This is a genomic window from Streptomyces sp. NPDC096048 (genome assembly GCF_044763415.1).
In the GTDB taxonomy this organism is placed as follows: domain Bacteria; phylum Actinomycetota; class Actinomycetes; order Streptomycetales; family Streptomycetaceae; genus Streptomyces.
The window spans coordinates 1-13,178 of the sequence record NZ_JBIWGG010000018.1; the positions used below are offsets into that span (position 1 = coordinate 1).

Consider the following 13,178-nt stretch of genomic DNA (forward strand, 5'->3'; position numbering starts at 1 on the left):
CCCGCGGAGCGGGTACCCCATCGCTGCGCGATGGGCAAGCGAACACCCGTGCTGCGCACGGGTGTTGCGCTCCCGCTCCGCGGGAGCGCTGGCGGGACGCTGCGCGTCCCGCTCACCAACCCGGCTGCGCCGGGTTGGTGACGCTCCGTCCGCTGCGCTTCCGGAGCTGCGGGGCGCTGCGCGCCCGAAGGGCCGGCCCTGCTGCGCGGGTCGGCCAACGGGCCTACGGCCCGGGCAGCAGCAAGGGGGCCGGGATTGGCTCATTCAGCCGTCGCGCGCTGCTGCTTTCCTCTTGGCCCGGCTCGCCACCCACTGCGCCACCACGTTGACCACGGCCACCAGGCCAGCGAAGACAAGCGCGTCAAGCCACGTCCGGCCTGTGAGAGCCCGCCACACCACTGCGGCCGTCCCGTAGGCAAGAAGCCACACGGTCACAGCAGCCGTCCAGCGCACCCATCGGCGAGACCACCACTCGGCCAACCATCCCCGACTCTGCATGCCGCCCGGCTACCCCAGAACACGCCCAACGAGCACCGCGCCGGATCCGAGCGGCTACGGGGAAGGTCTCCCGTCTTCTGCGTGGAGCGCGTCCTGATGACGTTTCAGGCGGGTGAAACTCTGGGCCGCGAGGGCCGGCCAGATGAAGGCGCAGGCGCCCGGGAACCACAGGCTGAACCCCGCGGGCCCGTACTCCCCCCGCCGCAACGCCAGTCCGAACCAGACCAGCATGAGAACAGCCACGGCGAGCTGCACCCACCGCATCGTCCGTAGCGTCTCGGCCTGGCCCTCGGGTAACGGATATGAACGGTCTGCCATACCTGTCGGCTACCCCCAGGCAGCGGACGCATCGACCGTCACCTCTCATAGGGAGGATGCTGAGGTTAGTGCCGGAGCCGCATCGCCTGTTCCTGCCGGTGGCGGCGGAGGGTCCGCAGAGTGCCGAGGAGGAAGATCAGGAACATGGCGGTGCATGCGACCGCCCACGCGATCGCTGCCGGACCTTCATCGCCCACGATCGTGTCGATCAGTAGCAGGCACCACAGCATTGCGAATGTTGCGTGGAACCAGCGCCCGAACCGGAGGATTTTCACGGTCCGGGCCGGGAGCGGATACTGGCCTCGCCATCTGAACTGACTCATAGGCTTCGGTTACCCGTCCACAGTCAGTGCGTGCCTTGGTCTCCCTTCGAAACGGCAGGGCACTCTGTGCTTCATTTTTTGTTGGCGATAGGCTCTGGAGAGAGTAGACAGCAGCCGATAGCATCGCACTTGTCTCCGAGTCGCCGTGTCTTGAGTCCTGCCGACTGGCTGGCAGTGGCATCGCTGCTGCCAATGAGGCCGTCTACGTGCAGCTTTCCATGGCGCACCGTGCGGACACAGCTATGAGAAGGAAGCCGAGAAGACCGTGAAGGAACTCCGCCCTCACCAGCGGGAAGCCGTAGACTCGGTACTTCGTGCCTTCGAATTGCCTGCAAGATCACGTGTGTCCGAGCGAGGGCTTCGGGTGCAGGTGATCATGGCGACCGGGTCCGGGAAGACTCTGGTGGCGGTCCGGAGCGCGGAGGAGCTCCACGCGGGCCGTGTGCTGGTGCTCGTGCCCTCGCTCGACCTGCTCGCCCAGACCGAGTCCGCGTGGCGCGAGGGTGGCCGCCGGGGGCCGATGATCGGGGTGTCCTCGCTGCGGGGTGAGGAGGTGTCCTTCCCCAACACCACGGACGTGGACGAGCTGGTGGAGTGGACGCGGGGCCTGGACAAGGTGACGGTGTACGCCACGTACGCCAGCCTCGGGCTGGGCACGCTGGAGCGGGCACACGCCGCCGGCCTCGCGGCCTGGGACCTGATCGTCGTGGACGAGGCCCACCGCGTTTCGGGCCGGATCGGGAAGCCGTGGGCGGTCGTCCACGACAACCAGAAGATCCCCTCCCTGCGCCGTCTGTACATGACGGCCACGCCCCGGCTGTGGCAGCTCGGGGACGAGGACGAGGCCGGCGCCCCCGGCGAGCTGGTCGCGAGCATGGAAGACGACCCGGACGGCCCGTTCGGCGCCCGCTGCTTCACGCTGACGCTCTCGGAGGCGATCGACCGAGGAATCTGTGCCCCCTACCAGGTGGTGTGCGTGGACATCACCGACACGCAGCTCCAGGCCGCGCAGCTCTTGGGCGCTGAGGGGCGCTCGGACGAGGTCCGCGGGGCCCGGCTCGCAGCCCTCCAGACCGCACTGGTCAAGGCGTCCTCGGAGGAGGGCTTCAGGCGCACGCTCGTCTTCCACCACCAGGTCCGCGAAGCCGAGGCGTTCGCCGCCGGCCTGCCCGACGTCGCCGCCAAACTGCACGCCGATGACCCCGAGCTGTACCCGCGCGCGATCTGGGCGGACTGGCTGTGCGGTGAGCACAAGCCGGGCCACCGGCGGCGGGTCCTCGGGGAGTTCGCCGCCGGGATCGCCACGGACGGCACCGTGGTGGAGAAGGGCTTCCTGGGCTCGGTGAAGGTGCTCGGGGAGGGCGTCGACACCAAGAACTGCGACTCCGTCTACTGGGCCGACGTGCGCGGCTCGATGCCCGACCTCGTCCAGGCCGTGGGCCGCGCGCTGCGGATGCAGCCCGGCGAGGGCAAGGTCGCCTCGCTTGTGGTGCCGGTCCTGCTGGGGCCGGGTGAGACGGCGGACAACATGCTCACGAGCCGTGCCTTCGGCGGGCTGGCCAAGCTGCTGGAGGCGCTGCGGGCGCACGACGCGCGGATCGTGGAGAGCCTCGCGGAGCAGCAGGCGCCGAGCCGCTACAAGCCCGCCAGCAAGGACGAGGGCGGCACGAGCACGAGCGGGAGCGGTGAGGGCTCCGGGGGCGTCAGTGCCCCCGCCAAGGCCCTGCTGAAGTTCTCCACGCCGCGCGACCCGGCCGCCCTCGCGGCGTTCATCAACCTGCGGGTCCTCAACCCGGAGCACGAACACTGGCGGCGCGGCGTCGAGGCCGCCGTCATCTACGCCCGCGAGCACGGCGACTTGAAGGTGCCGTTCACGTTCCGGGTGCCCGCTGTCGACGACCAGGAGCAGGGGGAGGAAGGCGCGGTGTGGCCGGCCTCGCTCGCCGGGTTCCCGCTCGGGCAGTGGATCGCCGACAACCGGCGCTTCTACGCCCGCGGCGACATGGATGAGGACCGCGTCAAGCAGTTGGAGAAGCTGGGCATGGTCTGGAGCCACTACGACGTCGCGTGGGAGGAAGGTCTCGCGGCAGCGCGCGGGTGGGCGGCCGAGGCGGGCCACCTCCTGGCCCCGCTGGACGCCACGTTCCAGGGCTACCGGGTGGGCATCTGGCTGAAGAACGCGCGGGCCGCCGCCCGGAAGGCCGCCGAGATCGAGCAGCGGCGTGCCGAGGGCCTGCCGGTGGAGTCGTCGGCCGGCGCGCTGTCGGACGAGCGGCGCGAGCAGCTGGAGGACATCGACCCGTCCTGGTGCCCGAGCTGGCCGGTGACCTGGCAGCGCTGCTTCCACCTGGTGAGGATGCACCTGGACGCGGGCGAGGCGCTGCCCACCGAGACGGGCGACGTCGTGCGCCAGGGCGAGGATCTCGGGCGCTGGGTGCAGTCGGTGCGGCTCGGCTGGGACAACCTCACCACCGTGCAGCAGTGGATGTGCGAACAGGTCCTCGGCATCACACCCGCGAGCGAGGACGAGAAGCCGCCGCCGCGCCGTACGCAGGCCGACAAGTGGGCGATGAACTACGAGGCCGCCCAGCAGTTCTACGAGCGCGAGGGGCACCTTCGGGTACCGAGGAAGCACGTCGAGACGATCGTCGGCGGGGAGGACCAGGAGGTTCGAGAACTCCGGCTCGGGGCATGGATCGGGAACCAGCGGAGCCGGGCGGCGACGCTGACGCCGGAGCGGATGGAGCTGCTGTCCACGATCGGCATGCGATGGACGTAGGAGTGCTGGTCGGGATGGCGAGACCCGTCCCATGACCTGTCCACGATCGAGTGAGCTATTACGTCGTAATAGCTTCCGAAGCCTGTGGGTGCGGGAGCGCTGTCGAGGCTTGCACTCGATCGGCTTGACGGCGCCGGGGAGCTATTACGACGTAATAGCCCGGGCCCAGTCCGCCTTCCGGATGTGGTGGGTCCGTTTCGAGGCTGCCTTGAGTGGATGTCAAGGGCTGTATGCACGGCAGATGCTGTACTGAGAGACGTAACCGTGCTCGTCGTGGCGTACCGGATCGGGCGAGCGTGACCCACGGGCTACGGAGGGAACATGGGCAACACCAAGCAGAACACGTACGAGGGGTTCACGGCCGAGGAGCGGGCCGCGATGAAGGACCACGCGAAGGAGCAGAAGGCGTCTGCGCGACGCAGCTCGCGTGCGGACAAGGCGGCGTTGGCAGAGCAGGACGTGCTGGCCAAGATCGCCGAGATGCAGGACTCGGACCGGGTCATGGCCGAGCGCGTCCATGCCGTGGTCACTGCGAGCGCCCCGGACCTGGCGCCGAAGCTCTGGTACGGCATGCCCGCCTACGCGCTGGACGGCAAACTGATCTGCTTCTTCCAGAGCGCAGCGAAGTTCAAGGCGCGTTACGCGACGCTCGGGTTCAGCGACAACGCGAACCTGGACGAGGGCAACATGTGGGCGGCCGGCTTCGCCCTGAGCGAGGTGACGCCCGAGGTCGAGGAGCGGATTGCCGCTCTGGTGAAGCAGGCCGTGAGTTGACGGTCATCCCTGTGCGGCCGGCGGCCCGGGGGTGACTGGGTATAGTGGGGGTACGACCTTCACTCAGGCAATCGGGGCCCCGCCGTTCTCGGCGGGGCCCCGATTTCTTGGGGTCAGGCGACTTGGAGGTTCGGGCGGCCGTCGGCTGTAGGCGGGACGGCGGCGTAGGCGGGCAGTTTCAGGCCGGGGAGATCGCCCGCCTTGATGCCGGCGATCGCGGACCTGAACGCCGCTTCCATGTCCTGAGTGCTGGCGTACTTCGCCGCCAGGGGGTGCAGCCGGTAGGAGTTTCCCTTACCCCGGCTCCCCTCCTCGTTCTTCGGCCGCAGCACGATGTTCAGCTCGCACAAGGGAGCGATGAGGTTGCTGACGGCCTGGGGAGTGACGCGGTATTCGGTGGCCATGTCCTTCTGGCGTACGGGGAGGTGCCCCCCGAAGTCGCTGCGATAGAGCAGGTACTGCAGGAACTTGACCGTAGCCCCGGACACGGGCAGGGCCCAGATACGTTCGGACACCACCGGTGACATGACATCAGCCATCGGTACCCCTTCCATGTGCGGGTGGGCGAAGCTCTTGTTCGTGGTGTATCACCCGGTCCTCCTTCCCGCTCCATAATGCGGGTGCTCGGTGAGCCCGAGGTCCAGCTGCTCCTGATGGGCTTCCGGGCCGATGCCGTGGGGGAAGGCCTCGGGGTCGCGGTCATGCTGGACGGCGAGCTGCTCGAGGACGGCGTGCTGGGCGTTGCTGTTGCCGTGGAACCACAGGCGTACGTTCAGCTGGATCATGCCGTTGCCGAGTTGCTCGATCCACTTGTAGCCCACCAGTGCTTTGATGGCGCGGTTGACCGTGGAGCGTGTGATGCGTTTGCCGTCCTTCTGGGCGGCGAGCTTGTTGAGGCCGTCGGTGATCTCTTGCTGGGTGTACTGGGCAACGCCGGTGCCGCGTTGCTGTGCTCCCGCGACGTAGAGGAAGACGCACAGCTGGGACTTGGTGATGGAGTTGGCCACGGCGAGCTGGGCCAGGAGCTGGGTGAACCAGTTCGAGGCCAGGCTGTAGCCGGCGTCTCCGGCCATGTCGTGCACGGCCGTGTGGTCGGTCTCGTACTCAAAGGTGACGTTCTTGAGCTTGCGGCGGCTGCGGGAGTCACTGCTCTTGGCCGCTTCGCCGAGTTGCTCTCCGAGGACTTGGAGGAGGTCGTCGAAGCCTGGATCGCCCGATGCGGCGTCAGGAACGGCGCGGGGCCGTCGGTGTGCTGGTGGATCGGCTGTCACAGGACCTCCCTTGATACTCAGGCAGTCCAGAGACTAGCTCAAAAATCAACCAGGGTTTGTCTTTTGTCGGTTCGGCGTGCCGAGTTCACCTCTCCTCTCGGCTCGCGAGGACCGACGGGTCAGATACTCAAGCCTAGCTTGATTATTTTTTCGAGTTTGCAAGGTTACTCAAGCCCAGCTTGATTTCCTGTGTCGCAATGGCGTCACCTTTCGCTCGCCCCTCGCGCTCCCCCAGGCCACGTTCCCCGAGTGAGCGCGAAGCTGTGACCTGCCACGACGTCAGGCGGGGCAGTCGGTCGCAAAAGTCAACCACAGCTTGAGTCTTACTCCCGAATGTGACCGCCAGGTTGACATTTCGAAGGGGCAAATGTGCTCCCCAGGACACCATGGTTGAGACGAAACAGCAGGTCACAGCCTTGCGCGCGGCTGCCGCTCTTATAAAAGAGGGACGTCTGCGGGCACCCTCGCACCTTCCCCGCTCACCCCTGACCGCCCATCACTGACCTCAGCCACAGAACAGCAACCCCCGCGTCGGGGCTCTTGGGCACCCACGAGCGGAGGTACCTGCACCACCCACTTCGCCCAGCCACGCCAATACGGTGTATCCACCGTCCACGACCCGAGGCCGACAGCGCGCCTTGCCTCTTGCCAACGAGTAGCGAAAACTAACGTGTCGACGGCTCGAAGGATCTTGGACGTTAGTATGGTGTCTCCCATGACTTCGACAGATGCTTCCAGTGACCGGGAGAAGGTTGTCTCCAAACTTCCGGGTTGGCTTCGCCAGAACCTCAAGGTCAGAGCAGCCCAGCACGGCATCGAGATCCAGACGGCCGTCGAACAGAGCATCAATGACTGGTGCGATCTGGCCTCCGCCCCAGAGCCTGTCGACACTTCTGGCGCCGACTCGTTCTCCACTTTTCTCCCGCCCGGGCAGTGGGAGGCCTTCCGTCAGGTGGCTGCGGACCGCCGCGTCTCCCTCATCCAAGGGCTGGCCCAGTCCGTCCAACTGTGGCTCTCCGCCAACCCCGTCCCTGATGTGGAGCGGCCGGAGATCACGCGACGCATCGTCGTCTGCAACCAGAAGGGCGGCGTCGGCAAGACAGCCATCACCGCAGGCCTCGGAGAAGCACTGGCCGAGGACCCCAACGCCCTGCACTCCGTGCAGATCGCCAAGGCACTCGCCAAGGCCCTGCGGGACAGCGACACCCGACCCGAAGAACACGTCGCCGACCCGCTGGAGATCGAGAACCTCCCGGGGCTGGGACTCCGCGTCCTCCTCGTCGACTTCGACCCGCAGTGCCACCTCACCAATCAGCTCGGCGCCGCCCCGCTGCCCATGAACGGCGACAGCCTCACCAACCACATGGCGGGGGACCCCAAGGGCCATCTCCGGGACCTCGTCGTCTCCATCGACGACGACACCTTCCAAGGCCGGCTCCACCTCCTGCCCGCCTGCAACGACGCCTTTCTCCTCGACGTGCGCCTGTCCGCCGTAAGGGCCCGGGAAGCGGCTCTGGAGCGTGCGCTCGCTCCGCTCGAGGCCGACTACGACGTCATCCTCGTCGACTGCCCTCCCAGCCTCGGTCTCAGCATGGACGCCGCCTCCTACTACGGCCGTCGCAGAGAGGGGGAGAAGCCCGGTCAGTCCGGCGCACTCATCGTCGTCCAGGCCGAAGACAGCTCCGCCGACGCCTACGACCTACTCACCACACAGATCGAAGACCTGCGCGGTGACCTCCAGATCGACATCGACTACCTCGGCATCGTCGTCAACCTCTACGACTCCCGCCGCGGTTTCATCGCCACCTCCTCGCTCCAGGGGTGGGTCGACATAAAGGACCCCCGCGTCATCGGACTCATCGGAGACCTCAAGGAACAGAAGGAAGCCGTCCGGATGAAGCAACCACTGCTGTCGTACGCGCCCAGGTCCCAGCAGGCGATCAGCATGCGCGCACTGGCCCGGGAGATCGCATGAGCAAGGCCGAACAGTTGGGCGCCGGTCGGTTCGGCGGGGGAGGCCGCCCGATCAGTGCCCGCCGCCAGGCGGTGGCCGCGGCCACCGGGGTCCCCACTGACGGCGCCGCCCCGCCGACCGTGCTCCCCCTCGACCGCATCAGCCTCAACCCCGACAATCCCCGCTCCAGTCTCGGTGACCTCACCGACCTTGCCGGAAGCCTCAAGACCCACGGCCAGAAGCAGGCGATCACGGTCATGAACCGCGACGCCTACGTCAAGGCCAACCCCGAGCGCGAGGCCGACCTCGAAAGTGACAGCACGTACGTCGTGATCGACGGCAGCAGCCGGCTGGCCGCGGCCCGCGAAGCCGGCCTCGCCACCGTCAAGGTCATGGTCAGCGACGACCAGGGCAACTCGTCCGAGGAACTCCTCGAGTCCGCGCTCGTCGCCAACATCCACCGCCAGGACCTCGAGGAACTGGACGAAGCACGCGCTCTGCAACGGCTCCTGGTCATCCACGGCAGCCAGACCTCCCTGGCCAAGCGGCTCCACCGCTCCCAGGGCTGGGTCTCTCAGCGTCTCGCCCTGCTCAACCTCACTCCTGAACTCCAGGCGCGGGTGGGCGAGGAGCCCATTGACCTACTGCGCGCGGTCGGCAACAGGCCGGCTGCGGACCAGGAGGCGGCTCTGCAGACGCTGAAGGAGGAGCGGGCCCGGAAGGAGGCGCAGAAGCGGCAACGCCGGGGCAGGAGTGAGGCAGAGCCCGATGCCGCTTCCCGGAGCAAGCAGGCCGCCGAGAGGCCCACAAGCTATTACGACGTAATAGAGGGCCCCGGGCACCCGGCTGCGGACGCCGCCGACCGGCCCTCCGCCGCACCGCCTGTCACCCGTGCGGTGCCGGAACCGCGGACGGACGCGTCCGTGTCGGACGACGGTACGGCTTCGGCCCACGACGAGGCGCAGGGACGTCGGGTCCCCTATGACGAGCCGGGCGCCCTCGCCATGCTGCTGGACAGGAAGATCGAGGACGACGACGTCTTCTTCAGGCTCTTGCGGTTCCTGAACATGAAGGCGACGGCCAGGGACCCGGAGCGGCTGCGAGAGCTGGCGCGCTCCTTCACCGGAGAGGTTGTGCCACGAGCCGAGTAGCCCCACAAGTCGCCTCCGTAGTGTCCGGGGCCCGGCCACCTCCTGTGCCGGGCCTCGTCTCTACCAGGCCTCTTGTGCGTCAGGTCATCGAAGACGTCCCAGGGGACTGCCCTCATTGCTTTGGCGTCAATGAGGAACGCCCACGCAGACCGGTCACGTAGCGCGGCGCAGCGGGACCACGACGTTTTCGCCCAGAGCCTTGGGACTGAGGCGGTAGTAGCGGATGTGCGCGAGCCGGTCGGACTCCTCGAGCCAGCCGGCCTCGATGACCTGCTTGCGGGTGCGGGAGAAGACGGGGGCGGACATGCCCACCAGGGCGGCGAGGTTGGCCGCGGTCTCCACCACCGCTCCCGCGCGGTCCGTGGGGTGCAGGGCGTAGAGCATGACGACGAGGCGCTGGTTGGCGGTCATGCCAGCCGTGGCCTGCAGCAGCTCCAGGTTCCTCTGCTTGTCGTCGATGGTCACTGCGCCTCCCACCGTGCAGGGGTCATTTCGTTGAAGCCGGGGATGTCCGGAGGCATGCACGTCTTCACTGCTTCACGTTGCTCGAGACCAGTCCCGTGAAACGCGATGTAGGGGCTGATCCTGTAAAGGTTGTAGTTGCCGATGCGCCCCCGCACGATCAGGATGCGGTGCTTGGTCAGTTTACGGTTGATCTTGCCGACCGCATCCGTGGACATTCCCACGCGTTGGGCGATGTCCGCTCCCGTCGCCCTCAGCGGGTCCATGCCCTCCGGAGAGACACCGATCCACCACAGGACCAGGAACTTCTGGCTGGGGGTGAACGCCTTGGACTCGGTGATCGCCTCGACGCGCGACTTGTCCACCTGAGTGTGCCGACCTGAGAAGGCGTACGGCGCGTAGGGGACCGCTTCGCCCGTGTCGGCGTCGACCAGTCTGCGTACTGCTCCCAACGGACCCTCCGTGTACGGGGGTGACGGACATCTCGGATGACGGCGGCGGCACCGACCTGATGAACCTAACGGACATGAGCAAGAAGTCAATCAACTCGGCTTCGCAGGCCGTGTCACTTGCTCACCAGACATGGCCCAAACGGCAGTTCACCGGAGTCCGCTCATTGACCTGAGAGCAATCTAGTCAGTTCCTGGGATCGTGGCACTCAGTTCCTGTGAACTGCCTGGCAGTTCCTGTGAACTGCCTGGCAGTTCACAGGAACTGGGTTCCCGGCCACGTTTTCGCAGGTTGGAGGCGGTTTGACGGTGACGCGCTCTATAGCTGTTATCCGACGGCCGGACTCGGACCCCGAGGACCCGTGCTCGTACCGGTGTTGCGAACACCGCCGGCTTCCTCACCGCCTTCGAAGGCTGCGCCGTGCAGGGCTTCTGGACACGATCTCGAGCGCGACTGCACCCCGCTCGAACCTGTACCACCGAAAGCCCGCCACGGCGCGCCCGCGGCATGGTCTGCGAGGCGCGCGTATGCCTCGATCAACCACCCTGAGGGCCCGCCATGTTGTCGCCGTCTTCCCGGGGGGCTCCGTGCGGCAGCTGTCGGAGGGCCTCAACCACCCCGTCGAGGCACCGCAAGCCCTCAGGGCCGAGGAACTGCCGAGCCCGAACGGGGCGCGGGACCACGGAGGAGAGCCGCATCCGCAGCGCCCCTCGGAGATTCCTGGCGCTCCGATGGGTACAGAACTCAGTCACAATGTGGGAGTCTTGTAAAGAACCGTCCACCCGGTATATTTTCTGGGTCGCGCCAGCCGACCTCCGGGAGGTGGGTCGGTCTTCCGTACGCCACACAGGAGAGGGGCGTGCACCGTGGGTTCTCATCACCGGCCCGGTGACTCTGACATGCCCCTGATCCTGCCGCAACGCCTTAGAGGCCAAGGGGAGGTCCTACGGTGGAGAGTCGTCTGCACGCGCAGGTCGTGATCGTCGGGGGAGGACCGGTCGGCATGCTGATGGCGGCCGAGCTGGGGGAGCGAGGAGTCCACACCGTCCTGCTGGAGGAGCAGGCCTCGGTCTGTGAGCGGCCCAAGGCCAGGGTCCTCCACGCGAGGGCGTTGCAGGGTCTCGCCAGGCGGGGGTACTTCACGGAACTCGTGCCACGGGGGGCATCCAGCGCGGCCGAGACCGAAGTGTCCTTCCGCTTCGGTGGCATACCCGGGCTGACCATCACGGCCCCGGCCTCGGAGCCGGGGCCCGTTCTGAAACGGCCGCAGGCCGACCTTGAGCGACTGTTCGAGCAGCGGGCGCGGATGACCGGCGTACGGGTCCTGCGTGAGCACCGTGTCACCCAGGTGTTCCAGGACCAGGACGGTGTCCGGGTCCGGGCGCAGGGGCCGGTCGGACCCGTGGAGTGCACCGCTCGGTACCTCGTGGGGGCGGACGGCGGGCGCAGCACCGTACGGGAACTGGGGGGCGTTCCGGCGCGCACCTACCGGGCCACGACGTCCGGGCTGTCCGGACTGGTCCGGCTGGAGGACGCTGGGGCTCTGCTGCCGGGCTGGCACCACACCCCGCGCGGCTGGATCGTCGCGCACGACATTCCCGGGGCGGGCACCCACATCAGGACCCTCGACTGCTCCGGTGCTCATGCCGGGCGTCACTTGCCGCCCACCGCTCAGGAACTGCGAGGGGAACTCGCCCGCATCGCCGGGAGGGAGATCGCGTTCGGGCAGGCACGCTGGCTCAGCCGGTTCAGTGACTTCGCCAGGCTCGCCCACTCCTACCGCTGGGGGCGGATCCTTCTCGCTGGGGACGCGGCACACGTGCACTTCCCGGTCGGCGCCCAGGGGCTGAGCACGGGCGTGCAGGACGCTCTCAATCTGGGGTGGAAGCTGGCCCTCGCCGTGCGGGACCTCGCGGGTGAGGACCTGCTCGACACCTATGACCAGGAGCGCCGTCCTGCCGCCCAGCGCGTCATCGACAACACTCTGGCGCAGCTGGCCCTCATGCGGTCGCAACCCGAGGCGGACGCCCTGCGTGCGCTGTTCGCCGGGCTGGTGACCGCCGACCGGGAGAGCCGGTACCTCAGCGATCTGATCAGTGGTCAGGACACGGTGCTCCCGGGATGCACCAGGCAGCCCGCCGGATTGGAAGGAAGGTTTCTCCACAACGTGGCGCTCAGCACGGGAGGAGTCCGGACCGACCTGGTCGGGCTGTTGCGCACCGGCAACCCGCTGCTGCTGCTCTTCGGGGAGGGGGGCAGCCGGTACGCGCGGCGGGCGGGGGAGTGGACGGACGTACTGAGGTCGGTTCACGCCGATCCGGTGGGTGAGATTCCGTGTCACGCCCTGCTGGTGCGCCCCGACGGCTACGTGGCCTGGGCCTCGGCCCCGGGCCCGGGCCCGGCGGGACGGATCACCGCCTCGGACGGCGCTCGGCTCGACGACGTGCTGGCGCTGTACTTCGGCCGCCGGTCGTCCCGGTCCCGGAGGCAGCCGGTCATGACGGGGGCGGGGGCGCTCAGCTGACGGTGGCCGGCGGCTGTTCCCGGAGCTGGCCTCGGATCTCCTCGTAGACCGACTCGCCTCGCTGTTCGGACAGGTCCAGCGAGGCGAGGACGGAGGGCACGGCGATGCTGGGGAAGACATGGCGCAGCAGTGCGGCGCTCCTGGGCCTCAGGTCCTGGTAGTCGCTGACGGTCTGGGACATGGACTGCACGCCCGCGAACGTGCCCACCATGACGTCGGCGGTCACGGACGGCACGACGTGGGGGAGCAGCTCGCTCTGGGCCTGTGCCTTCTCCAGCAGTTCCCGGCACACGTGACTCCAGCGCAGGAAGGGACCGCTGCGGTCGAGGCCCTCCGCGTGCTGGTCCATGCTCAGCCGGACGCCCGCGCGCACCATCGGGTCGGACTGCAGACGGTAGGCGTGCAGCAGCACCACGTCCGCGAGTTCCTGCAGCTTGCAGGCCCGGTCGGGAATGACGAACCGCTGGTCCTGTTCATGGAGCACGCCTTGGGCCAGCTGCTCCTTCGACTCGAAGTGGAAGTACAAGGCACCCTTGGTCACGCCGGCGGTGCCGAGGATCTCGGCGATGGTCGCGGACTGGTAGCCGCGTTCCTCGAAGACCCTCGCTGCTGCCTCGAGGATGGTCCTGCGCGTGCGGATGGCACGATCCTGTTTCACCACTGTGCGGGCCTCC

The 13,178-nt window shown here is 67.8% G+C and carries 10 protein-coding genes; 5 read left to right on the forward strand and 5 right to left on the reverse strand.

Annotation, left to right across the window (positions count from 1 at the left end; all coding sequences use genetic code 11):
* Positions 1-1,404: 1,404 nt before the first annotated feature.
* Together ACIQ6R_RS35680 and ACIQ6R_RS35685 are read left to right on the forward strand one after the other, a co-directional pair.
* Positions 1,405-3,918, forward strand: a complete 2,514-nt coding sequence (locus ACIQ6R_RS35680; protein ID WP_404226087.1) for a Helicase associated domain protein — start codon at positions 1,405-1,407, stop codon at positions 3,916-3,918.
* A gap of 321 nt (positions 3,919-4,239) precedes the next feature.
* Positions 4,240-4,692 (forward strand): iron chaperone, encoded by a 453-nt coding sequence (locus ACIQ6R_RS35685; RefSeq protein WP_404226089.1) that lies wholly within the window; start codon positions 4,240-4,242, stop codon positions 4,690-4,692.
* Positions 4,693-4,805: 113 nt separating this feature from the next.
* Here ACIQ6R_RS35685 and ACIQ6R_RS35690 read toward each other — a convergent pair whose 3' ends face one another.
* On the reverse strand, positions 4,806-5,231 hold the full coding sequence (locus ACIQ6R_RS35690) for a hypothetical protein (RefSeq protein ID WP_404186297.1): 426 nt from the start codon (positions 5,229-5,231) through the stop codon (positions 4,806-4,808).
* A 48-nt stretch (positions 5,232-5,279) separates the two neighbouring features.
* A complete protein-coding gene (locus tag ACIQ6R_RS35695) occupies positions 5,280-5,963 on the reverse strand; it encodes a hypothetical protein (protein ID WP_404186299.1) in 684 nt (227 codons plus the stop codon).
* Between the two features lie 715 nt (positions 5,964-6,678).
* Between ACIQ6R_RS35695 and ACIQ6R_RS35700 the strand changes: the two genes are divergently transcribed.
* The gene (locus ACIQ6R_RS35700) at positions 6,679-7,938 is read left to right on the forward strand and encodes a ParA family protein (protein WP_404186301.1); all 1,260 of its coding nucleotides are present in this window, start codon (positions 6,679-6,681) and stop codon (positions 7,936-7,938) included.
* Positions 7,935-9,068, forward strand: a complete 1,134-nt coding sequence (locus ACIQ6R_RS35705) for a ParB/RepB/Spo0J family partition protein (RefSeq protein ID WP_404186303.1) — start codon at positions 7,935-7,937, stop codon at positions 9,066-9,068. Before ACIQ6R_RS35700 ends, ACIQ6R_RS35705 begins: the two co-directional genes overlap by 4 nt.
* A 153-nt stretch (positions 9,069-9,221) precedes the next feature.
* Here the strand turns inward: ACIQ6R_RS35705 and ACIQ6R_RS35710 are convergent, their stop codons facing one another.
* Both ACIQ6R_RS35710 and ACIQ6R_RS35715 read right to left on the reverse strand, forming a co-directional pair.
* Positions 9,222-9,533: a replication initiation protein, RepL2 gene (locus tag ACIQ6R_RS35710; RefSeq protein WP_404226092.1), complete on the reverse strand. Its 312-nt coding sequence runs from the start codon at positions 9,531-9,533 to the stop codon at positions 9,222-9,224.
* Positions 9,530-9,982, reverse strand: coding sequence for a MarR family transcriptional regulator (locus ACIQ6R_RS35715; protein WP_219189011.1), 453 nt, complete (start codon positions 9,980-9,982; stop codon positions 9,530-9,532). Before ACIQ6R_RS35715 ends, ACIQ6R_RS35710 begins: the two co-directional genes overlap by 4 nt.
* A 947-nt stretch (positions 9,983-10,929) precedes the next feature.
* Between ACIQ6R_RS35715 and ACIQ6R_RS35720 the strand changes: the two genes are divergently transcribed.
* Entirely contained in the window at positions 10,930-12,504 is a 1,575-nt protein-coding gene (locus tag ACIQ6R_RS35720; RefSeq protein ID WP_404226094.1) for an FAD-dependent monooxygenase, read from the forward strand.
* Here the strand turns inward: ACIQ6R_RS35720 and ACIQ6R_RS35725 are convergent.
* Entirely contained in the window at positions 12,497-13,165 is a 669-nt protein-coding gene (locus tag ACIQ6R_RS35725) for a ScbR family autoregulator-binding transcription factor (protein ID WP_404186309.1), read from the reverse strand. The two genes, ACIQ6R_RS35720 and ACIQ6R_RS35725, sit on opposite strands and share 8 nt — an antisense overlap.
* Positions 13,166-13,178 lie beyond the last annotated feature (13 nt).

What these genes read in the sequence shown, in the direction of transcription:
- ACIQ6R_RS35685 (WP_404226089.1), top strand. Translation starts at nt 4,240, where the DNA reads ATGGGCAACACCAAGCAGAACACGTACGAGGGGTTCACGGCCGAGGAG.
- ACIQ6R_RS35690 (WP_404186297.1), bottom strand. Translation starts at nt 5,231, where the DNA reads ATGGCTGATGTCATGTCACCGGTGGTGTCCGAACGTATCTGGGCCCTG.
- ACIQ6R_RS35700 (WP_404186301.1), top strand. Translation starts at nt 6,679, where the DNA reads ATGACTTCGACAGATGCTTCCAGTGACCGGGAGAAGGTTGTCTCCAAA.
- ACIQ6R_RS35705 (WP_404186303.1), top strand. Translation starts at nt 7,935, where the DNA reads ATGAGCAAGGCCGAACAGTTGGGCGCCGGTCGGTTCGGCGGGGGAGGC.